This window comes from Marinobacter sp. ST-43, from assembly GCF_030541085.1.
Classification (GTDB): Bacteria; Pseudomonadota; Gammaproteobacteria; order Pseudomonadales; family Oleiphilaceae; genus Marinobacter; species Marinobacter nauticus.
In genome coordinates this window covers 132,755-159,103 of sequence record NZ_JASSVO010000006.1, presented here as the reverse complement: position 1 = coordinate 159,103, position 26,349 = coordinate 132,755, and the positions used below count along the sequence as shown (strand labels likewise).

At 58.3% G+C, this 26,349-nt stretch carries 22 protein-coding genes; 13 read left to right on the top strand and 9 right to left on the bottom strand.

Features of this window, described 5'->3' with window-relative positions; genetic code table 11:
• Window position 1 precedes the first annotated feature (1 nt).
• The 6 genes from QPL98_RS10870 to tkt form a co-directional block, all read right to left on the bottom strand.
• The gene (locus tag QPL98_RS10870) at window positions 2–1,462 is read right to left on the bottom strand and encodes a circularly permuted type 2 ATP-grasp protein (RefSeq protein ID WP_022992437.1); all 1,461 of its coding nucleotides are present in this window, start codon (window positions 1,460–1,462) and stop codon (window positions 2–4) included.
• Window positions 1,463–1,476: 14 nt separating this feature from the next.
• The gene (locus QPL98_RS10865) at window positions 1,477–2,538 is read right to left on the bottom strand and encodes a putative zinc-binding metallopeptidase (RefSeq protein WP_022989737.1); all 1,062 of its coding nucleotides are present in this window, start codon (window positions 2,536–2,538) and stop codon (window positions 1,477–1,479) included.
• A gap of 229 nt (window positions 2,539–2,767) precedes the next feature.
• Window positions 2,768–3,832, bottom strand: a complete 1,065-nt coding sequence (fba, locus tag QPL98_RS10860; protein ID WP_303293234.1) for a class II fructose-bisphosphate aldolase — start codon at window positions 3,830–3,832, stop codon at window positions 2,768–2,770.
• Window positions 3,833–4,037: 205 nt separating this feature from the next.
• The gene (locus QPL98_RS10855) at window positions 4,038–5,198 is read right to left on the bottom strand and encodes a phosphoglycerate kinase (RefSeq protein ID WP_303293233.1); all 1,161 of its coding nucleotides are present in this window, start codon (window positions 5,196–5,198) and stop codon (window positions 4,038–4,040) included.
• Window positions 5,199–5,290: 92 nt separating this feature from the next.
• Entirely contained in the window at window positions 5,291–6,319 is a 1,029-nt protein-coding gene (locus QPL98_RS10850; protein ID WP_141067050.1) for a type I glyceraldehyde-3-phosphate dehydrogenase, read from the bottom strand.
• Complete coding sequence (gene tkt, locus QPL98_RS10845; RefSeq protein WP_206852947.1) at window positions 6,319–8,319, bottom strand: transketolase; 2,001 nt, start codon at window positions 8,317–8,319, stop codon at window positions 6,319–6,321. The genes QPL98_RS10850 and tkt overlap by 1 nt, the downstream gene beginning before the upstream one ends.
• 236 nt (window positions 8,320–8,555) lie before the next feature.
• Here tkt and QPL98_RS10840 point away from each other — a divergent pair, with 236 nt between their 5' ends.
• The 7 genes from QPL98_RS10840 to QPL98_RS10810 all read left to right on the top strand — a co-directional run bounded on the left by QPL98_RS10840 (window position 8,556) and on the right by QPL98_RS10810 (window position 15,708).
• A complete protein-coding gene (locus QPL98_RS10840; protein ID WP_226596782.1) occupies window positions 8,556–9,557 on the top strand; it encodes a metalloregulator ArsR/SmtB family transcription factor in 1,002 nt (333 codons plus the stop codon).
• A gap of 143 nt (window positions 9,558–9,700) precedes the next feature.
• The gene (metK, locus tag QPL98_RS10835; RefSeq protein ID WP_303293232.1) at window positions 9,701–10,891 is read left to right on the top strand and encodes a methionine adenosyltransferase; all 1,191 of its coding nucleotides are present in this window, start codon (window positions 9,701–9,703) and stop codon (window positions 10,889–10,891) included.
• 73 nt (window positions 10,892–10,964) lie between these two features.
• Window positions 10,965–12,359: an adenosylhomocysteinase gene (gene ahcY / locus QPL98_RS10830; protein ID WP_303293231.1), complete on the top strand. Its 1,395-nt coding sequence runs from the start codon at window positions 10,965–10,967 to the stop codon at window positions 12,357–12,359.
• A gap of 12 nt (window positions 12,360–12,371) precedes the next feature.
• Window positions 12,372–13,241: a methylenetetrahydrofolate reductase [NAD(P)H] gene (metF, locus tag QPL98_RS10825; RefSeq protein WP_199452466.1), complete on the top strand. Its 870-nt coding sequence runs from the start codon at window positions 12,372–12,374 to the stop codon at window positions 13,239–13,241.
• A 205-nt stretch (window positions 13,242–13,446) separates the two neighbouring features.
• A complete protein-coding gene (locus tag QPL98_RS10820) occupies window positions 13,447–14,205 on the top strand; it encodes a transporter substrate-binding domain-containing protein (protein WP_023008554.1) in 759 nt (252 codons plus the stop codon).
• Between the two features lie 71 nt (window positions 14,206–14,276).
• On the top strand, window positions 14,277–14,948 hold the full coding sequence (locus QPL98_RS10815; protein WP_031210002.1) for an amino acid ABC transporter permease: 672 nt from the start codon (window positions 14,277–14,279) through the stop codon (window positions 14,946–14,948).
• 13 nt (window positions 14,949–14,961) lie between these two features.
• Window positions 14,962–15,708 carry an amino acid ABC transporter ATP-binding protein gene (locus tag QPL98_RS10810; RefSeq protein WP_011786489.1) on the top strand — a complete coding sequence of 249 codons (747 nt, stop codon included), beginning with the start codon at window positions 14,962–14,964 and terminating at the stop codon, window positions 15,706–15,708.
• A gap of 9 nt (window positions 15,709–15,717) precedes the next feature.
• Here QPL98_RS10810 and QPL98_RS10805 read toward each other — a convergent pair whose 3' ends face one another.
• Window positions 15,718–16,206 carry a DUF2505 domain-containing protein gene (locus QPL98_RS10805; RefSeq protein WP_228223728.1) on the bottom strand — a complete coding sequence of 163 codons (489 nt, stop codon included), beginning with the start codon at window positions 16,204–16,206 and terminating at the stop codon, window positions 15,718–15,720.
• 200 nt (window positions 16,207–16,406) lie between these two features.
• Between QPL98_RS10805 and QPL98_RS10800 the strand changes: the two genes are divergently transcribed.
• The 4 genes from QPL98_RS10800 (at window position 16,407) to QPL98_RS10785 (ending at window position 21,024) form a co-directional block, all read left to right on the top strand.
• Window positions 16,407–17,756: an adenosylmethionine--8-amino-7-oxononanoate transaminase gene (locus tag QPL98_RS10800; RefSeq protein WP_286896515.1), complete on the top strand. Its 1,350-nt coding sequence runs from the start codon at window positions 16,407–16,409 to the stop codon at window positions 17,754–17,756.
• Between the two features lie 11 nt (window positions 17,757–17,767).
• Window positions 17,768–18,502: a 16S rRNA (uracil(1498)-N(3))-methyltransferase gene (locus QPL98_RS10795; protein ID WP_303293230.1), complete on the top strand. Its 735-nt coding sequence runs from the start codon at window positions 17,768–17,770 to the stop codon at window positions 18,500–18,502.
• A 152-nt stretch (window positions 18,503–18,654) separates the two neighbouring features.
• Window positions 18,655–19,884 carry a DUF445 domain-containing protein gene (locus QPL98_RS10790; protein WP_011786493.1) on the top strand — a complete coding sequence of 410 codons (1,230 nt, stop codon included), beginning with the start codon at window positions 18,655–18,657 and terminating at the stop codon, window positions 19,882–19,884.
• 90 nt (window positions 19,885–19,974) lie between these two features.
• A complete protein-coding gene (locus QPL98_RS10785) occupies window positions 19,975–21,024 on the top strand; it encodes an HDOD domain-containing protein (protein WP_023008558.1) in 1,050 nt (349 codons plus the stop codon).
• Here the strand turns inward: QPL98_RS10785 and QPL98_RS10780 are convergent.
• The gene (locus tag QPL98_RS10780; RefSeq protein ID WP_014422423.1) at window positions 21,007–22,362 is read right to left on the bottom strand and encodes a YihY/virulence factor BrkB family protein; all 1,356 of its coding nucleotides are present in this window, start codon (window positions 22,360–22,362) and stop codon (window positions 21,007–21,009) included. The two genes, QPL98_RS10785 and QPL98_RS10780, sit on opposite strands and share 18 nt — an antisense overlap.
• A gap of 125 nt (window positions 22,363–22,487) precedes the next feature.
• Window positions 22,488–23,423 carry a D-2-hydroxyacid dehydrogenase gene (locus tag QPL98_RS10775; RefSeq protein WP_303293229.1) on the bottom strand — a complete coding sequence of 312 codons (936 nt, stop codon included), beginning with the start codon at window positions 23,421–23,423 and terminating at the stop codon, window positions 22,488–22,490.
• A 74-nt stretch (window positions 23,424–23,497) separates the two neighbouring features.
• Here QPL98_RS10775 and tmpT point away from each other — a divergent pair, with 74 nt between their 5' ends.
• Both tmpT and QPL98_RS10765 read left to right on the top strand, forming a co-directional pair.
• Window positions 23,498–24,157 carry a thiopurine S-methyltransferase gene (gene tmpT / locus QPL98_RS10770; RefSeq protein ID WP_011786497.1) on the top strand — a complete coding sequence of 220 codons (660 nt, stop codon included), beginning with the start codon at window positions 23,498–23,500 and terminating at the stop codon, window positions 24,155–24,157.
• Between the two features lie 258 nt (window positions 24,158–24,415).
• Entirely contained in the window at window positions 24,416–26,338 is a 1,923-nt protein-coding gene (locus QPL98_RS10765) for a PrkA family serine protein kinase (protein ID WP_011786498.1), read from the top strand.
• Window positions 26,339–26,349 lie beyond the last annotated feature (11 nt).

The window sequence follows — 26,349 nt, the reverse complement described above, 5'->3', positions numbered from 1 at the left end:
ATCAATTCTCCTCGTCCACGATCCAGGTATCCTTGCTTCCACCGCCCTGGGAAGAATTCACCACCAGGGAGCCCTTGCGCATCGCCACCCGCGTGAGCCCGCCGGCGGTAACGTAGGTTCGCACGCCCTGCAGCACGAAAGGCCGCAGATCCAGGTGCCTCGGCGCCAAACCCTCGTCGCACAGCGTGGGAGCGACCGACAGACTCAACGTGGGCTGGGCGATGTAGTTGCGTGGGTTCTTCTTGATCAGACGGGCAAATTCGGTGCGCTGCTTCTTGGTGGAATGCGGCCCCACCAGCATGCCGTAACCACCAGACTCGTTCGCCGGTTTGACCACCAGCTCGTCCAGGTGCTCGAGCACATACTCCTGGTCCTGTTTGTTCACGCACATATAGGTGGGCACGTTGGGGATGATCGGCTCCTCATCGAGGTAATAGCGGATCATGTCTGGCACAAAGGCGTAGATCACCTTGTCATCAGCCACACCGGCACCGGGCGCGTTGGCCAGGCCAACCTTGCCATTGCGCCAGGCTCGCATCAGGCCCGGCACGCCCAGGGTAGAGTCTGCCCGAAAGACTTCCGGGTCCAGAAAGTCGTCATCAATGCGCCGGTAGATCACGTCCACGCGCTCCAGGCCCTCTACTGTGCGCATGTACACGCAATCGTCTTCACCAACGACCAGATCAGCCCCCTCCACCAGCTCGGCCCCCATGCGCTGCGCCAGGAACGAGTGCTCGAAATAGGCCGAATTGAAAATCCCCGGGGTGAGTACCGCAATTCTTGGATGATCCTGGGGCCTTGGAGAAATCGACGCCAACATGTCGAACAGCTGGTTGGTGTAGTCATCCACCGGCAGGATACTGTTGTTGTCGAACAGTTCCGGGAACACCCGCTTGGTCAGTTGGCGATTTTCCAGCATGTAGGAAACACCGGAAGGAACCCGCAGGTTGTCCTCAAGAACATATACCTTTCCGTCCTTGTCTCTCACCAGATCCGATCCGCAGATGTGGGCCCAGACCCCCAGTGGCGGCGTAAAACCACGGCACTGCTCGCGGAAGTTCTTGGAGTTGGCGAACACGTACTTGGGAATGACCTTGTCTTTGACGATATTCTGGTCGTTGTAGATATCGTTAATGAACATGTTGAGGGCCGTCAGGCGCTGGGCCAGCCCTTGTTCAATGTTTTCCCACTCCCGGAGCGAGATCACCCGGGGAATGATATCGAAAGGCCAGGCCCGGTCGATATTCTCGCCCTCGCTGTAGATGGTGAAACTGATCCCCATCTCCAGTATCGCCAGTTCGGCAGCCTGCTGGCGCGCCTGGATCTCCTCGGACCCGAGATTGCCCAGGTAGTCGGTAATCGCCGTCGCGGCTCGTCTGGACTTCCCTTTGGCAGCGATCAGCTCATCGTAGAAGTCGTTGGGATCGTAGTTTTTCCAGTCAATCGCTTTGTTCTTTTTCATTCGGGATCCTTTCATTAACGTCCGTGAGCGATCTGGTGCACCAGACGGAGCTTCTCCACCACCGCAGGCGCCAGCACAAAGGGGTAGGCGTCGTCGTGCCCCATGCTTCGGTTCAGGCTGTTGAGCGCAAGCGTCAAAGGCAACCAATGCCTGATCAGCGCATCGAAATCGCCTGCCAGGTAGGGATCAAACGCCGGACCAGGTTCGTTGCTTGTTGTCGGGCTCTGTTGGGCGTGTAGCCGCAGGCCAAACTGCCAGGCCGTTTCCAATGCATCCACCATATGCAGATAGTGTGCCCAGGTCTCTGCCCAGTCCTCCCAGGCATGGCTGCCGGCATAGGCGCTGATGTATCGGCTTTGCCAGTCAGATGGCGGGCCGTATTGGTAATGCTGGTCCAGCGCTTGCCTGTAGTCTCTGGTCTCATCACCAAAAAGGTCCCGGAATTTGCCCAGCCACGGGCTACTCCGGACAAGCAGATCCCAGTAATAGTGTCCGGACTCATGGCGAAAATGCCCTAAAACAGTGCGATACGGCTCGGCCATCTGGTTGCGCATCCGCTCGCGTTCCACCGGGTCTGCTTCGGCGATGTTGATGGTAATGACGCCATTGGCATGGCCTGTCGTTACTTTTTTACGCTCGTCAAACATAGCCGGCTGATCGGCCAGAAAATCGAATGCCAGCCCAAGCTGATCTTCGTTCCGGGGTTCGCACGGGAGTCCCAGGCGCAAGACGGAATACACAAGCCGCCGTTTCTCTTTTTCGAGGCGACGCCAGAGATCATTGTTCTTCTCGATGCTGAGATCCGGAATGGTGCGATTGAGGCGACAGGCAACACAGAAGGTATGCGGATCGGTTTTGGGGATCAGCCAGTTACAGGCTCGCTGATTCTGATAGTTGTCACACAACCGGTAGAGATCACCACGTGCGACCGTCGCCCAGGTGTTATCGCCTTCCGGCTCGATCGCCAGCAAATCCATGACATCCGGGGCAAAGCCCAGGTCAGCTCCGCAATGGGTACAGCGACTGTTTTCAAAGTAAAGCAGGTTGGCACATCGACCGCAGTGGAACAGCTTCATTGGAAGGCATCCTTGGCCAATACCGGGAAAAGCACGCCTTCAAGTATTGGCCATCCACGCCAAAACGCAAAACTGCCGTTAAGCAATACCAACCTTCGGAGCGACAACTCTTGCCGTCGGCATCCTGTTCTTTGGTGCAGCGATAAGTGCGGGGATCAACATGGGGGAAGGGTTTTCAGATCACCCATCAGGAAAAAGCCCCCGGAGGTCGGGGGCTTCAAGGCGGGACTTACTTGACCTTCGGGTCCAGCTCGCCAGCCGCATAACGTTCGAACATCTGTTCGAGGTTCAGCGGCTTGATCTTGCTGGCCTGGCCGGCGCAGCCGAAGGCTTCGTAGCGGGCGACACAGATATCGGTCATGGCAACCATGGTGGCCTTGAGGAATTTGCGCGGGTCAAATTCCGCCGGGTTCTGGGCCATGAAGCGACGAACGGCGCCGGTAGAGGCCAGACGCAGGTCGGTGTCGATGTTGACCTTACGCACACCGTGCTTGATACCTTCGACGATTTCTTCCACCGGTACACCGTAGGTTTCCGGGATCTCGCCGCCGAATTCGTTGATCACTTTCAGCCACTCCTGAGGTACGGAGCTGGAGCCGTGCATGACCAGGTGGGTGTCCGGGATGCGGGCGTGGATCGCTTTGATCTGGTCGATGGCCAGGATGTCACCTGTAGGCGGACGGGTGAACTTGTAGGCGCCGTGGCTGGTGCCGATGGCGATAGCCAGTGCGTCGACCTGGGTTTTCTGCACGAAGTCAGCGGCTTCTTCCGGATCGGTCAGCATCTGGCTGTGGTCCAGGGTGCCTTCGGCGCCAATGCCATCTTCTTCACCGGCCTGGCCGGTTTCGAGGGAGCCCAGGCAGCCCAGTTCACCTTCTACGGAGACACCACAGGCGTGGGACATTTCAACGGTGCGACGGGTCACGTCGACGTTGTATTCGTAGCTGGTCGGCGTTTTGCCGTCTTCACCCAGGGAGCCGTCCATCATCACGGAGCTGAAGCCAAGCTGGATGGAGCGCTGGCACACGGCCGGGCTGGTGCCGTGGTCCTGGTGCATAACCACGGGGATGTGCGGCCATTCTTCGATGGCGGCCAGGATCAGGTGGCGCAGGAAAGGCGCACCGGCGTATTTGCGGGCACCGGCGGAGGCCTGGACAATGACCGGGGAGTCGGTTTTGTCGGCCGCTTCCATGATGGCGCGCATTTGTTCGAGGTTGTTTACGTTAAAGGCTGGCACACCGTAACCATGCTCGGCGGCGTGGTCCAGAAGTTGCCGCAGCGAAATCAGGGCCATGGGTTGTCTCCTTCGTTGACTTTTTGAGGTTTGAATTCTGTTTTGCTGCAGACTTGGGAGCCTGCTTCGGCTGGCAGCGGGGTTGGCCTCCCGAGACACGCCGTAAATACATCCCTGTAGGCTTGAGCGCAGCATCCATGCTGCGCACAGTCTCGGGAGGCCAACCCCGCCACCTGCCTCGCGAATCTAACTTTTGAGTGGTCCCTTAAGCACCACGCTCTTCCAACACGGCTACTGCCGGCAGGGTTTTACCTTCCACGAATTCGAGGAACGCGCCGCCGCCGGTGGAGATGTAGGAAATCTTGTCAGCTACGCTGTATTTGTCAACGGCTGCGACGGTGTCGCCGCCGCCGGCCAGGGAGAAGGCGTCGCTTTCGGCGATGGCCTGGGCGAGTGCCTTGGTGCCGTTGCCGAACTGGTCGAATTCGAACACGCCAACCGGGCCGTTCCACAGGATGGTTTTGGCGTTTTTCAGCAGTTCAGCGAACTGGCCGGCGGTTTCCGGGCCTACGTCGAGGATCATGTCTTCGTCGCTGACGTCGGAGATGTTTTTGGTCGTCGCCGTGGCAGTTTCGGCGAATTCGCTGGCAACCACCACGTCAACCGGCAGCGGAATTTCCACGCGGCTGGCGATGTCTTTGGCGGTGTCGATCAGGTCGTGTTCGCACAGGGACTTGCCTACCGGGTGGCCGGCTGCGGCCAGGAAGGTGTTGGCGATGCCGCCACCAACGATGATCTGGTCACACACTTTTTCCAGGGCGTTAAGCACGTCCAGCTTGGTGGAGACTTTCGAACCACCAACGATGGCAACGACCGGCTTGGCCGGGTTATCCAGGGCTTTGCCGAGTGCTTCCAGCTCTGCTGCCAGCAGCGGGCCGGCGCAGGCTTCGGGGGCAAATCGGGCCACACCGTGGGTGGAGGCCTGGGCGCGGTGAGCGGTGCCGAAGGCGTCCATCACATAGATGTCGCACAGGGCGGCGTATTGCTTGGCTAGGTCTTCGTTGTCTTTCTTTTCGCCTTTGTTGAAGCGAACGTTTTCGAACAACACTACTTCGCCGTCGGCCACTTCAACGCCGTCCAGATAATCCTTGATCAGGCGGACTTCCTGACCCAGCAGGGTGCCCAGGTGTTCGGCGACCGGTTTCATGGAGGAGGCTTCGTCGTACACGCCTTCTTCCGGGCGGCCCAGGTGGGACATCAACATGACTTTGGCACCGGCGTCTTTGGCGGCCTTGATGGTGGGCAGCGAGGCGCGGATGCGGGCGTCACTGGATACTTTGCCGTCTTTGACCGGGACGTTCAGGTCTTCACGAATCAGAACCCGCTTGCCGGCGAGGTTCAGGTCAGTCATTTTCTTGATGGCCATAATCAGGTTCCGTAGTTATGGGTTCAAAGGTGCAAATTCTAAGCCTAAGGCTGGAGCCTGACTCCCTTCGGGATCAGCCCCCACAATATTCTTCAGGTTTTGCTCAACCAGGTTCTGCTGACATCCAGCATGCGATTGGCAAAGCCCCACTCGTTGTCAAACCAGCACAACACTTTCACCATGGTGCCGCCGGTGACTCGGGTCTGCCCGCCATCGACCACGCCGGAATGGGAATCATGGTTGAAGTCAGAACTGGCCAGCAGTTCATCGGTATAGCCGAGGATACCCTTCAATGAGCCAGCGGATGCACCGCACAGCAACTGATTCACTGTGGCTATGTCGGTCGGCTCACGCACGTTAACCACCATGTCTATAGCAGAGACATTCAGCGTTGGCACGCGCATGGCAACCGAGCTGAAACGGCCTTCCATATGAGGCAACAAGCGCTCGATACCGCGGGCCAGGCCAGTGTCCACGGGCACAATATTGTGCAGGGCACTTCGGGTACGGCGCAGGTCCTGATGGTGGTAGGCATCGATGACCGGCTGGTCGTTCATGGCGGCGTGAATCGTGGTGGTACTGCCCTGCTCTACGCCAAAGGCATCGTCCAGGACCTTGATGACCGGTACCAGGCAGTTGGTGGTGCAGGAGCCGGCAGCTACGATCACGTCCTGACCGTTCAGGTCCCCGTCGTTAATGCCGAAGACCACCGTGCGGTCGACATCCGGATCGCCCGGCTGGGAAAACAGCAGGCGCTGGGCACCGGCTTCAATATGCTTTTCCGCCGTGGCCCGGTCAGAATAGGCGCCGGAGCATTCCAGCACCAGATCCACATCCAGCAGTCGCCAGGGCAGTTCCTCGGGTTCAGGGTGACGCAATACGCGGATGCGGTCGCCGTTCACAACCAGGTTATCGCCATCCACGGCCACCTCACCGTGAAACCGCCCGTGGGTGGAGTCGTATTTGGTGAGGTGGGCAATGGTGTCGATATCCGACAACTCGTTGATCGCGACCACCTGCAGATGGTCGCGATAGCCGTTTTCATAAAGGGCCCGCAACACGCACTGGCCGATGCGGCCGTACCCGTTGATGGCAATGCGAAACGGCGTTGCGTTGGTCATCAGGCGTCCAGCAGTTCGTCAGCCACTTCCAGGATATTGTCGACAGTAAAGCCGAACTCCTTGAACAGCTCGCCGGCCGGCGCAGATTCACCAAAGGTGGTCATGCCAACGATGCGACCGTCCAGGCCCACGTACTTGTACCAGTAGTCCGCAATGCTCGCTTCAATGGCAATACGGTTGGTCACTTCCAGCGGCAACACCTGCTGTTTGTACTCGGCACTCTGGGCATCGAATACGTCAGTGGACGGCATGGATACAACACGCACAGCTTTGCCCTGCTCACGCAGCTTGGCTGCAGCGTCCTGGGCCAGCCCCACTTCGCCGCCGGTGGCGATGAGAATCAGCTCCGGCGTGCCTTCGCTGTCAGACAGGATGTAACCACCTTTGGCCACGTTCGCCAGCTGTTCGGCATCACGCTGCTGGTGCGGCAAGCCCTGACGGGAGAAGACCATGGCGGTCGGGCCATCCTTGCGCTCCAGGGCCGCTTTCCAGGCCACCGCAGACTCCACGGTGTCGGCCGGGCGCCAGGTGCTCATGTTCGGGGTGGTGCGCAGGCTGGCCAGCTGTTCGATAGGCTGGTGGGTCGGGCCATCTTCACCCAGACCGATGGAATCGTGGGTAAAGACAAAGATCGAGCGCTGCTTCATCAGTGCGGCCATGCGCACGGCATTACGGCAGTATTCCATGAAGATCAGGAAGGTAGCGCCGTAGGGCACGAAGCCACCGTGCAGAGCGATACCGTTCATGATGGCCGCCATGCCGAATTCGCGTACACCGTAATAGATGTAGTTGCCGGAGGCGTCTTCCTTGGTCACGCCTTTACAGCCCGACCAGATAGTCAGGTTGGAACCGGCCAGGTCGGCAGAGCCACCCATCAGCTCCGGCAGCAGCGGGCCGTAGGCGTTCAGGGAATTCTGGGACGCCTTACGGGAGGCAACGGTCTCGCCCTTGTCCTGGCATTCCTGGATATAGGCCTGGGCTTTTTCGGCGAAGTCTGCCGGCAGATCACCCGCCATGCGGCGTTTGAACTCGGCGGCCAGTTCCGGCTCGGCCTTCTCATAGGCCGCAAATTTCTCTTCCCAGACACTCTGGGCAGCCTGGCCTTTTTCTTTGGCATCCCACGCGGCGTAGATCTCGGACGGCACCTCGAACGGGCCGTGCTGCCAGCCCAGGGCTTCGCGGGTCAAAGCGATTTCATCGTCGCCCAGCGGGGCGCCGTGACACTCTTCCTTGCCCTGCTTGTTGGGGGAACCGAAGCCGATAATGGTCTTGCAGCAAATAATGGTGGGCTGTGCGGTGTTGGCACGGGCAGCTTCAATGGCCGCACGGATGGCATCGGAATCGTGACCATCAACATTGGGGATCACCTGCCAGCCGTAGGACTCGAAACGCTTGGGCGTGTCGTCGGTGAACCAGCCCTCTACTTCTCCATCAATGGAGATGCCGTTGTCATCATAGAAGAACACCAGTTTACCCAGGCCCAGGGTGCCGGCCAGAGAGGCGACTTCGTGGGAGATACCTTCCATCAGGCAGCCGTCGCCCAGGAACGCATAGGTGTAGTGGTCAACAATGTCGTGGCCCGGACGGTTGAACTGAGCAGCCAGTGCCTTCTCGGCCAGCGCGAAGCCAACAGCATTGGCGATGCCCTGCCCCAGCGGGCCGGTGGTGGTCTCGATGCCCGGGGTATAACCGTATTCCGGATGGCCCGGTGTTTTGGAGTGCAACTGACGGAAGTTCTTCAGGTCATCAATGCTGACGTCGTACCCGCTCAGGTGCAGCAAGGAATACTGCAGCATGGAGCCATGGCCGTTAGACAGCACGAAGCGGTCGCGGTTGGCCCAGTGCGGGTTGGCCGGGTTGTGGCTAAGATAATCGTTCCACAGCACCTCGGCGATATCCGCCATACCCATGGGCGCACCCGGGTGGCCGGATTTGGCTTTCTGAACCGCATCCATGCTCAGCGCGCGAATGGCGTTGGCGAGATCTTTACGGGACGGCATTGACAATTCTCCAGTGTTTTTCAGGAAAAGACTTCAAGCTGCAAATACTGCTCAAAAAGAAGGCGCGTATTTTCGCCGATTAGGGTATGCCGGGGCAAATCCATATGTAGTGGTTTTCCGATGAAGCCGGCACAAAATCACCAAACCGACTGATTTCACAGAACTCATAAATCTATATCAAAAAATTTTGATATGGCTATTGATCGACCAACCGAACGCCCCTACACTTGCCAACCATGACCTCACTCAATGCACATGCGAACGAATTGTCCTCTGTGGACGTACTGGCCCCGATCTTCAAGGCGAGCGGCGACCCCCTGCGCCTGGAAATCCTGCGGGTGCTGCGGCGGGACACCTTCGGTGTGCTGGAGCTGAGCCAGATGTTCGACATGCGCCAGTCCGGCATGAGCCATCACCTGAAAGTGATGCACAAGGCCGGCTTGCTGGAGCCCCAGCGGGAAGGAAATGCCATTTTCTATCGTCGCCCGCTGAATCTGGACAGTGACAAACTGGCCGACCAGGCGATCCGCCAGATTTTCGAAACCGTCGACAGGGTTGCCCTGCCCCGGCATCTGGACGAAAAAATTGAAGCCATACGAGAGCAGCGGGCGGGACAGTCCCAGGCCTTTTTCTCCAGGCACTCCGAACAATTCCGGGAACAGCAGGAGCTGATTGCTGCCTTTGACCTGTACGCCGAGCCTACCGCGGAACTGATTCGCAAGCGTGCAGCGAGGCAGCCATGGCAGAGCGTTCTGGAAATCGGACCGGGTGAAGGCGGGTTCCTGCCGGTACTGTCGGAGCTGTTCCAGCATGTGGTTGGCCTGGACAACAGCAAAGACATGCTGGCCAAGGCGACGCGCACCTGCATAGAGGAACACCTGAACAACGTCGACCTGATCGAAGGCGTGACCGACACCCTGCTGGCGCGGGGCGACGCCTTTGACCTGATTGTAGCCAACATGGTGCTGCATCATGTGCCCAGCCCCGCGGACATTTTTCTGGACGCCGCAGCCCTGATGAACAGTGGCGGTTGTCTGGTCGTCAGTGATCTGTGCAGTCACGACCAGGACTGGGCCAAAGAAAACTGCGGCGACCTGTGGCTGGGCTTCGAGCCGGAAGAACTGACTTCCTGGGCGGCAGACGCCGGGCTGACCGCTGGCGAACAGCTGTTTATAGGACTGCGCAACGGGTTCCAGGTACAGGTAAGAGAATTCTGGAAGAGTACGGAAGCGGCGTAACCAATCGCCGTCACAGGAATATCAAAAACTTTTGATATGGGTGTAGGTAGTTTTACGTATGCCCTGACAACAACCAAGGCAGCCGGTAGGTCAAACAGGACGGAGCCGGTACGAATTTGCAATCGCTCAAGAGGAGCACACCTATGTCTGACTACAACATCTTCACCTCCGAATCGGTCTCCGAAGGCCATCCGGACAAACTGGCCGACCAGATTTCCGATGCGGTACTGGACGCCATCCTGACCGACGATCCGCACGCACGCGTAGCCTGCGAAACCATGGTCAAGACCGGCGTGGCCATCGTCGGCGGTGAAATCACCACCAGCGCCTGGGTCGATCTGGAAGACCTGGTTCGCGGTGTGATCAAAGACATCGGCTACACCTCCTCTGAAGTAGGCTACGACGGCGACACCTGTGGTGTGATCAACATCATCGGCAAACAGTCCGTCGACATCGCCCAGGGCGTTGACCGCCAGAAGCCGGAAGACCAGGGCGCAGGCGACCAGGGACTGATGTTCGGCTACGCCAGCAACGAAACCGACGTGCTGATGCCGGCGCCGATCACCTTTTCCCACCGCCTGGTTCAGCGCCAGGCCGAAGCCCGCAAGAGCGGCCTGCTGCCGTGGTTGCGTCCGGACGCCAAGAGCCAGGTCACCTGCCGCTACGAAAACGGCCAGGTGGTGGGCATCGATGCCGTAGTTCTGTCGACGCAGCACGACCCGGACGTCAGCCAGGCCGACCTGAAAGAAGCCGTGATGGAGCTGATCGTCAAGCACACCCTGCCGGCTGAACTGCTGCACAAAGACACCCAGTTCCACATCAACCCGACCGGTAAGTTCGTTATCGGTGGCCCGGTGGGCGACTGTGGCCTGACTGGCCGCAAAATCATCGTAGACACCTACGGCGGCATGGCCCGTCACGGTGGTGGCGCCTTCTCCGGCAAAGACCCCTCGAAGGTTGACCGCTCCGCCGCTTACGCCGGCCGTTACGTCGCCAAGAATATCGTCGCCGCCGGCCTGGCCGAGAAGTGCGAGATCCAGGTGTCCTACGCCATCGGTGTAGCCCAGCCGACCTCCATTTCCCTGAACACCTTTGGCACCGGCAAGATCAGCGATGACAAGATCATCGATCTGGTACGAGCGCACTTCGACCTGCGCCCGTACGCGATCACCAACATGCTCGACCTGCTGCACCCGATGTACCGGGCCACCGCAGCCTACGGCCACTTCGGCCGTGATCCGTACGAGATGACCGTTGGCGGCAAGACCTTCACCGCGTTCCCGTGGGAGAAGACTGACCGCGCTGCGGCTCTGAAGGATGCTGCGGGTATCTGAACAGACCATTCCGGATAACTGGGCGTATTCCATTTCACCGAATACGCCCAAACCAAACTGACAGGAGAACACCATGAGCACTCCGGCCGAAAAACTGAATGACTTCCAGGACTACAAAGTCCGCGACATCACCCTCGCCGACTGGGGCCGCAAGGAAATCAAAATTGCCGAAGGCGAAATGCCCGCCCTGATGAAACTGCGCGAGAAATACAAAGCGGAGCAGCCGCTGAAAGGCGCCAACATCATGGGCTGCATCCACATGACCATCCAGACCGCCGTGCTGATCGAAACCCTGGTCGAACTGGGCGCCAACGTACGCTGGTCATCCTGCAACATCTTCTCCACTCAGGATCAGGCCGCAGCCGCCATCGCAGCGCAAGGCATTCCCGTGTTCGCGTGGAAAGGTGAGACTGACGAAGAATACGACTGGTGCCTGCACAAAACCGTCGGTGCGGACGTAGACGGCTGGGAGCCGAACATGATCCTGGACGACGGCGGCGACCTGACCGAGCTGCTGCACAAGGAATACCCGCAGGTGATCGCCAAGTGCCACGGCGTAACCGAGGAAACCACTACCGGCGTACACCGCCTGCAGGAAATGCTGCGTGACGGTACCCTGAAGATCCCGGCGATTAACGTCAACGACTCGGTGACCAAATCCAAGAACGACAACAAGTATGGTTGTCGCCACAGCCTGAATGATGCCATCAAGCGCGCCACCGACCATCTGCTGTCTGGCAAAAAGGCCCTGGTGATCGGCTACGGCGACGTGGGCAAGGGTTCTGCCCTGTCCCTGCGCCAGGAAGGCATGATCGTCAAAGTCACCGAAGCAGATCCGATCTGCGCCATGCAGGCCTGCATGGACGGTTTTGAAGTTGTGTCCCCATACATTGACGGCGTGAACACCGGTACCGAGCAGGGCATCAACAAGGATCTGCTGGCCAACACCGACCTGCTGGTAACCACCACCGGTAACGTCAACGTGTGCGATGCCAACATGCTGAAAGCGCTGAAGAGCGGCGCCGTGGTATGCAACATCGGGCACTTCGATAACGAAATCGATACCGCCTACATGCGCAAGAACTGGGAGTGGGACGAGGTCAAGCCGCAGGTGCACGTGATCTACCGCGACAAGGCCAGCAACGACCACCTGATCCTGCTGTCGGAAGGCCGCCTGGTGAACCTGGGCAACGCCACCGGTCACCCGTCCCGCATCATGGACGGCTCCTTTGCCAACCAGGTGCTGGCGCAGATGTATCTGTTCGAGCGCAAGTTTGCCGACCTGCCGGAAGATTCCAAGGCCAAGGGCGTTTACGTACAGGTTCTGCCCAAGCAGCTGGACGAGGAAGTGGCCCGCGCCATGGTGGAAGGCTTTGGTGGCGTGATCACCAAGATGACTCCAGACCAGGCGAAATACATCGGTGTACCGGTCGAAGGCCCGTACAAGCCGGAAAGCTACAGGTACTAATCGGACACAAACATGGAATCCCAGAAGCAATTCAAACGCCGCTTCAGTTTCGAGTTTTTCCCGCCCAAGACCGATCAGGGCAAGGAGAAGCTGCAAGCGGTGCGTAACCAGCTGGCCGAGGTGAACCCGGATTTCTTCTCGGTCACCTTCGGAGCGGGCGGTTCCACCCGGGACCGCACCATCGAGACGGTGCTGAACCTGCACCAGCAGGGCATCTCCACGGCACCGCACCTCTCCTGCGTGGGCGGTACCCGGGAAGAAATCGGTGAGCTGCTGGATGTGTATAAAGAGAACGGCATCAACCGGATCGTTGCCCTGCGTGGCGATATGCCATCGGGCATGGGCGCTTCCGGTGAACTGCGTTACGCCAACGAACTGGTGGAATTTATCCGGCAGCACAGCGGCGATCACTTCAATCTGGAAGTGGCCGCTTACCCGGAGTTTCACCCTCAGGCCCGCAACGCCGAAGATGACCTGAAGAACTTCGCACGGAAAGTACAGGCCGGTGCCAACAGCGCCATCACCCAGTACTTCTTTAATGCCGACAGCTACTTCTACTTCATCGACCGTCTGGAGCAGATGGGTGTCACCATTCCGGTGGTGCCGGGCATCATGCCCATCGTCAACTTCTCCAGCCTGGTGCGGTTCTCGGACATGTGCGGCGCGGAGATCCCGCGCTGGATCCGCAAGCAGTTGGAAGCCTACGGTGACGACACCGACAGCATCCGCAAGTTCGGTGAGGAAGTGGTCACTGAAATGTGCCAAAAACTGCTCAAGGCCGGGGCTCCAGGGTTGCACTTCTATACTCTGAACCAGGCTGAACCCAGCCTTTCCATCTGGAAGAACCTGGGTATCAGCGACCGGGAGAAAATCGCGTTCTGACACGCCGTCCCAGCCGGTAAAGAGAGGGGCTCCGGCCCCTCTTTCCTTTCATAACCGCCTGATTTCCTGCAAATCCTGTCTCCATAGTCTAGACTGTATCTGATGCATCCCCATCAACGCTCCCTGTGATGCACGGTCACAAAGAGTGCTTTCACAGACTGCCTTACCGGGCAGACGGGGCATAAAAAAACAGAAAGGAGAAAGCATGAGCACGAAATGGCTGAAAACACTGGGGGCTGGTCTGGCACTGTCTGTAGCCGCAACCTCAGTCAGCGCAGAGACCCTGCGCGTGGTTACCGACCCAAGCTTCGTCCCGTTTGAAATGATGGATCAGGAAACCGGAGAAATGATCGGTTTCGATATGGAGATCATTGCCGAAGTCGCCGAACGTGCAGGCTTTGATTACGACCTCAACACCATGGATTTCAACGGCATTATCCCGGCCCTGCAAACCGGCAACGTGGATATTGCCATCGCCGGCATCACCATTACCGATGAGCGCGAGGAAATCGTCGACTTCTCCGATCCTTACTACGATTCCGGTCTGCGCATCCTGGTGAGCCAGAACAACGGCGACGTTGATGAAATGTCGGACCTGGAAGGCATGAAAGTGGGCACCAAGATTGGTAGCACCAGCTATGACTTCCTGATGAAGAGCCTGGACGACAACGACGGTGTAACGCCGTACCCCGGCAGCTCCGACATGTACATGGCGCTGATGTCCGGTGCCGTTGATGCGGTTTTCTACGATGCCCCAAACGTTGGCTACTTCGCCAGCACCCGAGGCAAAGGCAAGGTCAAGACCGTCGGCCCCCTGTATGAAGGCCAGCAGTACGGTATTGCCCTGAAGAACGGCAGCAAATGGGTCGGCCCGGTTAACGAGGCCCTGGCAGAAATCAAGGAAGACGGCACCTACAAGACCATTTATGAAAAATGGTTCGGCCCCATGCCTGAAGACAAATAACCCGCCACTCGAACCGGCCTGGGCACACAATGCCCTGGCCGATTCCTCCCAACCCAACGGAGAAACACACTGTGGAATTCCAGTTTCAGTTTGACTGGCAGGCGGCCATCAATTCCATTCCCTACCTGGCCAAGGGTATCCCCTATACCCTGATGATTTCCTTCGGTGGCCTGGCCATCGGTTTTGTTCTGGGCATCGTGTTCGGCCTGCTCAGCATCAACAAGAATTGGTTCTTGCGCTGGCCCGCCACTGCCTACATCGAGATTTTCCGCGGCACCCCCATCCTGGTTCAGGTGCTGTTTATCTTCTACGGCCTGCCCGACCTGGTAGGCGGCCCGATCGACCCGCTGACAGCCGGTATTGCAGCCATCGCCCTTAACTCCGGTGCCTATATCTCCGAAGTGGTCCGTGGCGGTGTGCAATCCATCGACAAAGGCCAGACCGAAGCCGGTCTGTCTCTGGGCCTGTCACGCTCCCAGACGTTCTGGAACATTGTCTGGCCCCAGGCCTTCCGGCGCATGATTCCGCCCCTGGGCAACCAGGCCATCGTCAGCATCAAGGACACCTCGCTGTTCTCGGTCATCGGCGTGGGCGAACTGGTACGCCAGGGCCAGGTGTACATTGCCAATACCTTCACCGCATTCGAGGTGTATTTTGTGGTGGCCATTATGTACCTGGCCATTACGCTGTCCCTGTCACTGATCCTGCGGCTGCTTGAGCGCCGTGGTGTCGCGTCTGCCTGAAGGAGCCCGAGCAATGACACAGATTGTAAAAATGAAGGGCATGAACAAATACTTCGGCAAACTGCATGTCCTCAAGGATATCGACCTGACCGTAGAACAGGGCGAAGTGGTGGTGATCATCGGCGCCAGCGGCTCCGGCAAGTCCACTCTGATTCGCTGCGTGAATGGCCTGGAAGAATACGAATCCGGTTCGCTTGAGGTGGATAACCACCCTCTGGCCCCGAAAGGCGGCAATCAGAACAGCCTGGCGGAAATCCGCAAGGAAGTGGGCATGGTGTTCCAGCAGTTCAACCTGTTCCCGCACCTGACCGTGAAAAAGAACATCATGCTGGCGCCCATGAAGGTGAAAAGAACGGCCGAAGTGGTTGCCAACGCCACCGCCGAACGCCTGCTGGAGCGTGTCGGCATCGGCAATCAGGCCGACAAATACCCCAGCCAGCTATCCGGCGGCCAGCAACAGCGGGTGGCCATCGCCCGGGCTCTGGCCATGGAACCCAGGCTGATGCTGTTCGACGAACCCACGTCAGCGCTGGATCCGGAAATGATCGGGGAAGTACTGGATGTCATGAGGGAGCTGGCCAGAGAAGGTATGACCATGATGGTCGTCACCCATGAAATGGGCTTCGCCCGCGAGGTGGCCGACCGGGTGATTTACATTCACGAAGGCCAGATTGTCGAGGAAGGCAAACCCGACGAGGTGTTCGATAACCCTCAGAATGAGCGCACCCAGGCATTCCTGTCCCGGGTACTGGCTCACTGACCCTCGCGTTTAAAGCAACTGGCGGATGACGTCATACTCACGTTCAATCTTGGCGTGGGAGTCATCCGCCAGAAACTTCGCAATCTTCCGGCCCAGAAACGGCACCTCGCACAGCACCGACAGGCTCACGTAGTTGATACAACGGTCGCCGTTGCCCAACAGCCGCATCGCGCCCTTGATCTTCGCCGGCACGCCGTCAATGCGCACCCGAAACTCGCAGTGCCACTCGTAATCGTCTTTGCGGAACCAGTGCTCTTCCTGCCGCACCCGGTTCCATTCCCGGTGGAAACCGGAAAGCACACCCGGCACCGGTGCCGAGGCGGTCATTTCCCGCTCGATCACCAGTTTGGCCGACATTTCGTCCTTTTTCAGCTCGGTCACCTTGAGATTGCGGGCACCCAGTTGCTCGTTTTTGTTGCGAATATGCGCCTCATCGAAGAAACGCTCGATCACCTGATCAAGCCCCCGCTCGTAGGGGTGCTCCAGATTGAGTTCCATGATTACCTCCGAACCTGTCTTACCCCTATTGTTGCGGTCGCCCGGCGTGGCAACATTGGCCGGGCGGGCAAGCAAACCGGGCAAGCAAGCCAGACCGATTGGTTCACATTCTGGCGCTGTTAAGCGATGGCCCGGGCAAGTATCATGTGAGGATTTTAACGAACCGAACAAAACCGTCCGGGAGCTGACAGGAGACAACAATGCGCAATGCCGATCTGGTCGCACGGGATCTCAAATCCGTGTGGCACCCGTGCACCCAGATGAAAGACCACGAGACCCTGCCCCTGATCCCCATCAAACGGGGCGAAGGTGTCTGGCTGGAGGACTTTGAGGGCAACCGCTACATCGACGCCGTCAGCTCCTGGTGGGTTAACCTGTTCGGCCACGCCAATCCGCGCATCAACTCCGCCATTCAGGAACAGATCGGCCAGCTCGAACATGTGATTCTGGCCGGTTTCAGTCATGAGCCAGTGGTTAATCTGTCGGAGCGGCTGATCGAGGTAACGCCGGAAGGCCTGAACAAGTGTTTCTATGCCGACAATGGTTCCTCGGCCATCGAAGCCGCTCTGAAGATGAGTTACCACTACTGGAAAAACCACGGCAAACCGGGCAAAAAGAACTTCGTTAACCTCAGCAACAGCTACCATGGCGAAACCCTGGGCGCGCTGGCCCTGGGCGACGTGGCCCTGTACAAGGACACCTACCAGCCGCTGCTGATGGAAGTGCTGACCGCCCCCTCACCGGACGCCTACAACAAAGAGCCGGGCGAAACCGATGAAGAGTACGCCCTGCGCCAGTTCGAGGCCATGGACAAACTGCTGGCCGAGAAACACGACGAAATCTGCGCTGTGGTGGTGGAGCCGTTGATCCAGTGCGCCGGTGGCATGCGCATGCACCACCCGATTTACCACACCAAACTGCGGGAAGCCTGCGACCGTTACGGGGTGCACCTGATCGCGGATGAAATTGCCGTCGGCTTTGGCCGCACCGGTACTCTGTTCGCCTGTGAACAGTCTGGTATCACCCCCGATTTCATGTGCCTGTCCAAAGGCCTGACCGCCGGCTACCTGCCGTTGTCCGTGGTGCTCACCACCGACACCGTCTACAACGCCTTTTACGACGACTACGAAACCATGCGCGCCTTCCTGCACAGCCACAGCTACACCGGAAACCCCATCGGCTGCGCCGTCGCCCTGGCCACGCTCGACATTTTCCGGGATGAGAACGTCATCGAAAACAACCGCCAGCTGTCCCGCTGTATGGCCGAGTCCGTTGCCCATCTGGCCGACCACCCGAACGTGGGCGACATCCGCCAGCACGGCATGACCATGGCCATTGAAATGGTTAAAGACAAAGCCAGCAAAACCCCGTTCCCCTGGCAGGAGCGCCGTGGCATCAGAGTGTATAAGCATTCACTCACCCGCCAGGCCTTGCTGCGCCCCCTGGGTAACGTGCTGTACTTCATGCCGCCCTACGTGATCACCGAAGAACAGATTCGCCATCTGGCTCAGGTGGCCACCGAAGGCATCGAAATCGCGGTCAAGGACTGAGAACCGCCGCCATGAGAATCCCGCGCATCTTCACCAACAGCCCCCTGGCTGTCGGCAGCCAGTGCCAGCTGGACGACAACGCCGCCAACCATGTAGGCCGGGTCCTGCGCATGCAGGCAGGCCAGGCACTTCTGCTCTTCAACGGTGACGGTCATGACTATCACGCCACCATTACCGAAGCCGGAAAGAAACACGTGCTGGTGGCAGTCACGGAAGCCGCTGAAAACGAAACAGAATCGCCCCTCAGAGTAGTACTGGCACAGACCCTGTCCAAGGGCGACCGCATGGACTACGCCGTACAAAAAGCAGTGGAAATGGGCGTGAGCGAAATCGTGCCGCTGACCACCGAACGCTGCGACGTCAAACTCAAAGGCGACCGGGAAGACAAACGCCTTCGGCACTGGCAACAGGTTGCCATCAGCGCCGCCGAACAGTGCGGCCGTGCCCGGGTTCCAGACATACAGCCGGTTATGACCGTGCAACAGTGGCTGGAACACGCCCGGGCCTGTGACTTGCGCCTGGTGCTACACCATCGCACCGAACGGTCCCTGAACACCCTCGAAAAGCCCTCCAGCATCGCCCTGATGATAGGCCCCGAAGGCGGCCTGACCGCTGAAGAAATTGCCCTGGCCGAGGACAACGGTTTTCTGCCCGTTGCCCTGGGCCCCCGGGTACTGCGCACCGAAACTGCACCCGTTGCCGCCATCGCCCTGTGTCAGTGGCTCTGGGGGGATATCGGCGCCTGAGACAGGCGGGTGACTATTCATGGCGTCACGTCCTGGCATCCCAGTCATTGACAGAGCTGTCAGTGAACAACATTATCTTGTCTGACAAAAAGTGGGCGGGAATGCCACCTTGGATGGGCGCCTGCACCCAAGAAAACAATTAAGAGCCCAGGATGATAAACCTACTTACCAATCCGGAATTTTGGCAATACCTCAGCATCCCCGTGATCGCCGCCCTCATCGGCTGGAGCACCAACTGGCTCGCCATCAAAATGACCTTCTACCCTCTGGAGTTCATCGGCAAGCCACCGCTTCTGGGCTGGCAGGGCATTATTCCCTCCAAAGCCCGCAAAATGGCGGCCAAAAGCGTGGATGCCACCATTTCCAAAATCGGTACCGTTCAGGAGATCTTCGAACAGATTGACCCAAAAGTCCTGGCCGCCCACATCATCTACACCGTCGACCCCCGCATCGAGGAATATGTCGACGAACTCATGCTGCGGGAATACCCCACCTTCTGGGAAAACCTGCCCGCCTCGGCCCGCAAAATGGTCTACGACCGGGTACGCAAATCCACCCCACAACTGGTCGACAACCTGGTTGAAGACATCTCAGACAACATTGAAGACCTGCTCGACATCAAAGGCATGGTCATCGAACGCCTGGCCCGGGATAAAAAGCTGCTCAACCGGATATTTCTGGAGTGTGGCGACGTGGAGTTCCGCTTCATCATCAATTCCGGCCTCTACTTCGGCTTCCTGTTCGGCATTATCCAGATGGGAGTCTGGTACCTGTACCCGGCCATCTGGGTGTTGCCTCTGTTCGGGCTCCTTGTGGGCTGGGCCACCAACTGGATTGCGCTGAATGTAATCTTCCGGCCCCTGCATGAACACAAGGTCGGCCCTCTGCGAATCCAGGGCCTGTTCCTCAAGCGCCAGCCAGAAGTGGCAGAATCCTTCTGTCATATCGTGACCCACGAGATACTCACCGTGGGCAACATCATCAATGCCATCCTCGAAGGACCCAAAGGTGACCGCGCCCGCAACATGGTGAAAAAGCACATCAAACCGCTGGTGGATGAAACCGCAGGCATGGGCAAGGCCCTGACCCAGATGGCATTCGGCCCCACGGGTTTTGCCACCCTGAAAAATCAGGTGGGTGAAAAAGCCATCGCGATATCCCAGAGTTCCTTCAACAACCCCGTGTTCGAGCGAGACCGGGCCCGGGCAGTGGAGTCCATTATGGTGGAGCGGATGAATGCCCTGTCTTCGGAAGAATTCCAGGATCTGCTGCGCCCGTGCTTCCAGGAAGACGAGATCAAACTGATCCTGGTGGGCGCCTTCCTGGGTCTGGTGGCCGGTGTGTGCCAACTGGTCTTTGTCTTTGGCGAGTCCTTTTTCTGATCGTTGTCAGGGCTGGGCAGGGTTGCATTACGCTACTATACTGGCCAGATAACCAGTCCATTCTTTATACACGCTATGCGGAGGCAAGGGATGCCGGGCTTTTTTTCCTGGATATCAGGTCTGTTCAACAGCACTCAATCCGTCCCACAGGCTGCCTCCGAAACCCGGCTTTTTAATCCTTCCAGCACCAGCCAGCCCGGCAATAGCAACGATGAAGGCGACATTGTTGGCCAACTGGAAGACCACCTGTTCACCTGGCTGCTTGATGTGGAACCCGCGCGCCTTCGTGCCGGCACAGATAGTGGCGAAAAGGAACTGGCCGAGCTCGAGCGGCGCCTGCAAATGAACGAAATGGAAGAACTGCCCAGGAAGCCTGGCAGTTTACCCATGCTGATGCGAGCACTGTCCAATGAAGCCACCGAACGCAAAGAGCTAACCCGCATCATTCTGAGTGACCCGTCACTGACCGACCAGTTGCTCCAGGTGGCCAACAGCCCCTACTTCCGCCCGAATGAACACGTCATAGAATCCGTTGACCAGGCTGTGTTCGTGCTGGGTGTGGACGGCATCCGGAACGTGATTGCGGCGGCGGTGATGCGCCCCATGATGGCGGCCAGGAACAGTCGGGAAGCGCTGTTCGCACAACGGTCCTGGCGCTGGGGCCTGACCTGCGCACGGGCGGCGGAAATGATTGCGAAGATTCACAGGGATGACACCAGCGCCCACTTCATGGTCGGCCTGTTGCCAGCCTTGGCCTACATCACCATTCGCCGGGAACTGGGGCGTATCTGCCGCACCAAAGGCTCCGGCAATGAACCGGAACCGGCCATACTGAGACAGGCTCTGGCCCGTTATCAGTGGGCCACCTGCCAGTTACTGGCCAATGTATGGAATCTGCCACCCAAATACCATGCCTGGCTGCTGTCGGCGGAACGGCCGGCGCCGCGGCAGGCCCACTCCGCACTGACCGACGGCCTGCTTCTGGGCACCCGGGAAGTGCTGCGCCATGCCCGCCAGAGGAACCTGTCAGAAGAGAATCTGATTCGTATTGTGCACCTGTCCCCGGAGCAACTGGGCAGGGTACGTACGGTATTGCTCAGAATGCTCCAGGAAGGCAAAAGCTCACAGGTTCGGACCTGACTCCGGTGCTTTGACAATATCCGCACCGGGCGGTGTACCGGCATTCAGCAGGCTGGCAAAGCTGACATCGTCACTGGTGGGCGCAAGATCGATCAGTTCCCTCGGCATGGCCCCGGCAGGCAGGCGATCCACCACCCGGTCTTCGTCCTTGCGCACGGCCCGCAGCACGCTACCGACCGTAATCAGATCCAGTGTTCGCCCTGGAACCAGCTGATCGCCATCGCGCCCCGCCAGATTCAGCAACCCGGCGCGTATCAGCTTGTCGCTGATCTTGCGGGTGACTTCGCCGGGAATCCGCAACTGCTGCTCCAGAGACTCCTGCTGAGGCGCCGGTTCACCGCGGCTGAACGGCTTGGCCACCATCCACATCAGGGCAAGCCCTACCCGCTCCTGCAATTCCGGCGCCAGCTGGACATTCCGGCGCTTGGCTACGGCCCCCGGGTTTTGCAGATAGAAAGCCAGACTGGCGCCAAGCAGCAGGATCATCCAGTTCAGATACGTCCAGATCAGCAGAATGATACCGACCGCAAAACCGGAGTAGATGGCCGCATACTTGGCCGAGCCGGCCACGAACGAGGCAAACAGCATGCCGCCAGCCTGCCAGGAAACGCCGGCCACCAGCCCGGCGATAAACGCGTAGCGCAGCTTCACCCGGGTGTTAGGGATAAAGATGTAAACAAAGGTGAACGCGCCCACCACCAGGAAAAATGGTGTAAATCGACTGGCAAGGACAATCAGCGAACCAAACGGCTCGATGGCCATAAGATTCTGAGCGATTTCTGAAGAGAATATGGTGGCGGTTACCCCGATAGCCGAAACCATCAACAAGGGGCCGACCATGATGACGCTCAGATAGTTACTGAAACGCTGCGCCATGGAGCGCATTTCCGGCACCCGCCAGATCATGTTGAACGAGCGCTCGATTTTCTGAACCAGGGAAATGACGGTGTACACCAACAAGGCCAGACCCACCGAGCCCAACACACCGACTTTCATATTATCGACAAAGCCCAGGATTCGCTCAGCCACCTCCACACCCTGTGGGCCCATCGGCTGGAAGAACTGGTACAGGAATGGCTCCATGCGCTGGTGCACACCCAGCGCTTTCAGCACGGAAAAGCTCAGGGCGAGCAACGGCACAATGCTGAGCAACGTGGTGTAAACCAGGCTCATGGCGTGCAGTGTCAGCTGACCACTGATCACATCGCGGATCAGGGCATAAGCCGAGCGCCCGGATTTATACAGCCAGGTCCAGGGCCAGGTCTGCGGTGGGTTGGAATTGGACAGTATCCAGTCTTCAGCAGCCTGGAGCCGCTCTTTCATCTGGGTGGAAGCCACGTAACATCCTGCTTGTCAGTGTTTCTTCAAGCTTATCAGGCAGCTGTCAGTAAACAACCCGGAAACCGGGTATTTGTTGTACACCCGGACAAATCCTCCTGGCGGTGGGCTTCCTTCACCCGACTTCAGGTAACCGACGCCAGATTACGCGCCGTAATCTCCACAATTCGCTGCCGCGCCTCTTGGCTCGCCCAGGCCGAGTGTGGGGTCAGAATCAGATTGGGAACATTGTCTGCCAGCAGCGGGTTACCATTGCGAGGAGGTTCTTCGGTTAACACGTCAAAGCCCGCACCGGCAATATCGCCATTCCGCAAGGCGTCAGCCAAAGCCGATTCATCAACCAAGCCGCCTCTACTGGTGTTGATCAGCAGTGCCGACGACTTCATCAAACCCAGTTCCCGGGCGCCAATCATGTTGCGGGTTTCTTCTGTCAGCAGGCAGTGGAGTGATAGCACATCAGCCCGCACCAACAGGTCATCCAGCGGAATTCGCGGGTAGCCATCCACCTCGCCAGGCTCTTGGCCGGGCCGGCAGCCGAGGACGATGTTCATGCCAAACGCCTTTGCCCGTTCCGCCACACCCTGGCCAAGATCGCCGTAGCCGACAATGCCCAGAGTTTTGCCTTCCAGCTCCATAATCGGGTAGTCCATCAGGCAGAACATATCGCTTTTGGCCCACTGGCCATTGCGGGCACCCCGGTTGTAATCCAGCAGCCGGGTGGCCAGTGCCAGGATGAGAGCCATGGTGTGCTGGGCCACAGTGGAACGGCCATAATTGGTAACGTTCATTACCTTGATGTCGTGGGCCTTGGCCGCCTCCAGATCGATGTTATTGAGACCGGTTGCCACCACCGCGATGGTTTTCAGTTCCGGGCAGGCTTCAAAATGTTCGCCGTTCAGCACCACCTTGTTCACCAGCACCGTATCAAAGCCCTGGATTCTTTGAATCACCTGCTCCGGGTTGGTGCGCGGGTGGCAGGTCAGTCCACCGGCAATGTTTTCAATGGGGCTCAGATCCACATCCTCGCCCAATGTTGCGGCATCCAGAAAAACGGCTTTCATACTTTTCTCCTGACTCATCGACCCCACAGATTAAGGTAGACTGAGGAAAACGATCAATCTCCGGGAGGCTACCCATGGAACACGAATTCTGGCACGAACGCTGGGCAAAAGACCAAATCGGCTTCCACGAAGGCACGGTTAATCAGTACCTGCATGACCACTGGCCCGAACTGGCAGGCAACGGCACCGACGCCGTGTTCGTTCCCCTGTGCGGCAAGGCCCATGACATGTGGTGGCTGCACGATCGCGGACATCCGATTATCGGCGTGGAGTTAAGTGAGGTTGCCTGCAAGGATTTTTTCGAGGAAGCACAGGAGAAAGCCAGCGTTCACCCGGGTGAACCCTTTACCACCTTCCGCCATGACGACCTGCAGATCTGGTGTGGGGATTATTTCCAGCTGGTGCCGGACGACCTCAAACACATTCGCCTGGTGTACGACCGGGCTGCCCTGATCGCCCTGCCCCCGGAAATGCGCAAGAGCTATGTCAATCATCTCACCGCTATTATTCCGGACGACACCAGAATCCTGCTGATCACGCTGGATTACGACAGCTCGGAAATGCAGGGCCCACCGTTCAACGTTACCGACGACGAAGTGTTCAGGCTCTATGGTGAGGATTATGAGATCAACCAGGTGCTGAAACGGGACATGGCCCGTGACAACCCGTTTGCCAAACGTCGCGGCCTGAGAAACGGCGCCACGGAAAGCGTGTTTACCCTCGTCAAAAAATAACCTGCAATCATGGGCGGTAAGTCTCTCGCTTGCCGCTCATAACATAATTTAATGAACCTAATTTGACTGCCCACTGTCCAACCCCCGAACTCTGAACTAAGCTCAGATTAAGCAGGCCGGAAACCTCCGGATAACGTATACCTGCTTAACACCATCCCATTCATTCCTTAACCAGACACACCGCCGGGACAGGCGGCGAAACAGCAACGGGGACATTGCGTGAATCTATAACAGGCAAGAGTAAGCGAGGGGCCATCTATGAGCATTCTGCAGCACTTCAAAGACCGGTATGAACAGACTCAGGAGGAGGAATACTCCCTTGAGGAATACCTGGAGATCTGCAAAAAGGACCCAACGGCATACGCCACCGCCGCGGAGCGGATGTTGATTGCCATCGGCGAACCAGAACTGATCGATACCTCCCGTGACCCCCGCCTGTCACGCATCTTTTCCAACAAGGTTATCAAGCGTTACCCGGAATTTGACGAGTTTTACGGCATGGAAGATGCCGTGGAAAACATCGTTTCGTTCTTCCGCCACGCGGCCCAGGGCCTGGAGGAGAAGAAACAGATTCTCTACCTGCTCGGCCCTGTCGGCGGTGGTAAATCCTCCCTGGCCGAGAAACTCAAGGCCCTGATGCAGAAGGTCCCCTTCTACGCCATCAAAGGCTCTCCGGTAAACGAAAGCCCGCTAGGCCTGTTCGACCCGGCCGAGGATGGCCCGATTCTGGAAGAGGAATACGGCATTCCCGGCCGCTACCTGAAAAACATCATGTCACCCTGGGCAGTCAAGCGCCTGCATGAGTTTGGCGGCGACATCAGCCAGTTCCGGGTGGTTAAACGTTACCCCTCGGTGCTGGATCAGATCGGTGTATCCAAGACCGAGCCGGGCGACGACAACAACCAGGACATCTCGGCCCTGGTGGGCAAGGTCAACATCCGCATGCTGGAAGACTATTCCCAGGATGATCCGGATGCCTACAGCTTCAGCGGCGGCCTGTGCAAAGCCAACCAGGGGCTGATGGAGTTTGTGGAAATGTTCAAGGCACCGATCAAGGTGCTGCATCCGCTGCTGACGGCCACCCAGGAAGGCAACTACAACACCACCGAGGGCATGGGCTCGGTGCCCTTCGACGGCGTGATCCTGGCCCACTCCAATGAATCCGAGTGGCAGACCTTCCGCAATAACAAGCACAACGAAGCCTTCCTGGACCGGGTGTACATCGTCAAGGTGCCCTACTGTGTGCGGGTCACTGAAGAAATTGAAATCTATCGCAAGCTGCTGAAGCACAGCTCACTGTCCGGAGCGCCCTGCGCACCTGACACTCTTGATATGCTGGCCCAGTTCTCGGTGTTGTCCCGGATCAAGGAGCCGGAAAACTCCAGCATCTTCTCCAAAATGAAGGTATACGACGGCCAGAGCATCAAGGACACCGACCCCAAGGCCAAGTCCATCCAGGAGTACCGGGATGCTGCCGGGGTGATGGAAGGCATGGACGGTCTGTCTACCCGCTTTGCCTTCAAGATCCTGTCAAAGGTATTCAATTTCGACACCACCGAGATTGCCGCCAACCCGGTGCACCTGCTCTATGTGCTGGAAAAGCAGATCGAACAGGAACAGTTCCAGCCGGAGTTGCAGGAAAAATACCTGCGCTTCATCAAGGAATACCTGGCGCCCCACTACGTCCAGTTTATCGGCAAGGAAATCCAGACGGCGTATCTGGAAAGCTACAGCGAGTACGGCCAGAACCTGTTCGACCGCTATGTCACCTATGCCGACTTCTGGATTCAGGATCAGGAGTTCCGGGACCCGGAAACCGGCGAGATTCTGGACCGCTCCTCCATCAACGACGAGCTGGAGAAAATCGAGAAACCGGCGGGCATTTCCAACCCCAAGGACTTCCGCAACGAAGTGGTCAACTTTGTGCTGCGGGCCCGGGCCAACAACGGTGGCAAGAACCCGTCCTGGCTCAGCTATGAGAAGCTGCGCAGCGTGATCGAGAAGAAGATGTTCTCGAACACCGAAGACCTGTTGCCGGTGATTTCCTTCAATCCGAAGGCCAGCCAGGAAGACCAGAAAAAGCACAAACAGTTTGTGGAACGCATGGTTGACCGTGGATACACGGAGAAACAGGTTCGCTTGCTTGCCGAGTGGTACCTGCGCGTCCGGAAATCCCATTAACGGCCAGCGGG

Coding starts and splice junctions, on each gene's coding strand:
- QPL98_RS10870 (WP_022992437.1), bottom strand. CDS start 1,462: ATGAAAAAGAACAAAGCGATTGACTGGAAAAACTACGATCCCAACGAC.
- QPL98_RS10865 (WP_022989737.1), bottom strand. CDS start 2,538: ATGAAGCTGTTCCACTGCGGTCGATGTGCCAACCTGCTTTACTTTGAA.
- fba (WP_303293234.1), bottom strand. CDS start 3,832: ATGGCCCTGATTTCGCTGCGGCAACTTCTGGACCACGCCGCCGAGCAT.
- QPL98_RS10855 (WP_303293233.1), bottom strand. CDS start 5,198: ATGGCCATCAAGAAAATGACTGACCTGAACCTCGCCGGCAAGCGGGTT.
- QPL98_RS10850 (WP_141067050.1), bottom strand. CDS start 6,319: ATGACCAACGCAACGCCGTTTCGCATTGCCATCAACGGGTACGGCCGC.
- tkt (WP_206852947.1), bottom strand. CDS start 8,319: ATGCCGTCCCGTAAAGATCTCGCCAACGCCATTCGCGCGCTGAGCATG.
- QPL98_RS10840 (WP_226596782.1), top strand. CDS start 8,556: ATGACCTCACTCAATGCACATGCGAACGAATTGTCCTCTGTGGACGTA.
- metK (WP_303293232.1), top strand. CDS start 9,701: ATGTCTGACTACAACATCTTCACCTCCGAATCGGTCTCCGAAGGCCAT.
- ahcY (WP_303293231.1), top strand. CDS start 10,965: ATGAGCACTCCGGCCGAAAAACTGAATGACTTCCAGGACTACAAAGTC.
- metF (WP_199452466.1), top strand. CDS start 12,372: ATGGAATCCCAGAAGCAATTCAAACGCCGCTTCAGTTTCGAGTTTTTC.
- QPL98_RS10820 (WP_023008554.1), top strand. CDS start 13,447: ATGAGCACGAAATGGCTGAAAACACTGGGGGCTGGTCTGGCACTGTCT.
- QPL98_RS10810 (WP_011786489.1), top strand. CDS start 14,962: ATGACACAGATTGTAAAAATGAAGGGCATGAACAAATACTTCGGCAAA.
- QPL98_RS10805 (WP_228223728.1), bottom strand. CDS start 16,206: ATGGAACTCAATCTGGAGCACCCCTACGAGCGGGGGCTTGATCAGGTG.
- QPL98_RS10800 (WP_286896515.1), top strand. CDS start 16,407: ATGCGCAATGCCGATCTGGTCGCACGGGATCTCAAATCCGTGTGGCAC.
- QPL98_RS10795 (WP_303293230.1), top strand. CDS start 17,768: ATGAGAATCCCGCGCATCTTCACCAACAGCCCCCTGGCTGTCGGCAGC.
- QPL98_RS10790 (WP_011786493.1), top strand. CDS start 18,655: ATGATAAACCTACTTACCAATCCGGAATTTTGGCAATACCTCAGCATC.
- QPL98_RS10785 (WP_023008558.1), top strand. CDS start 19,975: ATGCCGGGCTTTTTTTCCTGGATATCAGGTCTGTTCAACAGCACTCAA.
- QPL98_RS10775 (WP_303293229.1), bottom strand. CDS start 23,423: ATGAAAGCCGTTTTTCTGGATGCCGCAACATTGGGCGAGGATGTGGAT.
- tmpT (WP_011786497.1), top strand. CDS start 23,498: ATGGAACACGAATTCTGGCACGAACGCTGGGCAAAAGACCAAATCGGC.
- QPL98_RS10765 (WP_011786498.1), top strand. CDS start 24,416: ATGAGCATTCTGCAGCACTTCAAAGACCGGTATGAACAGACTCAGGAG.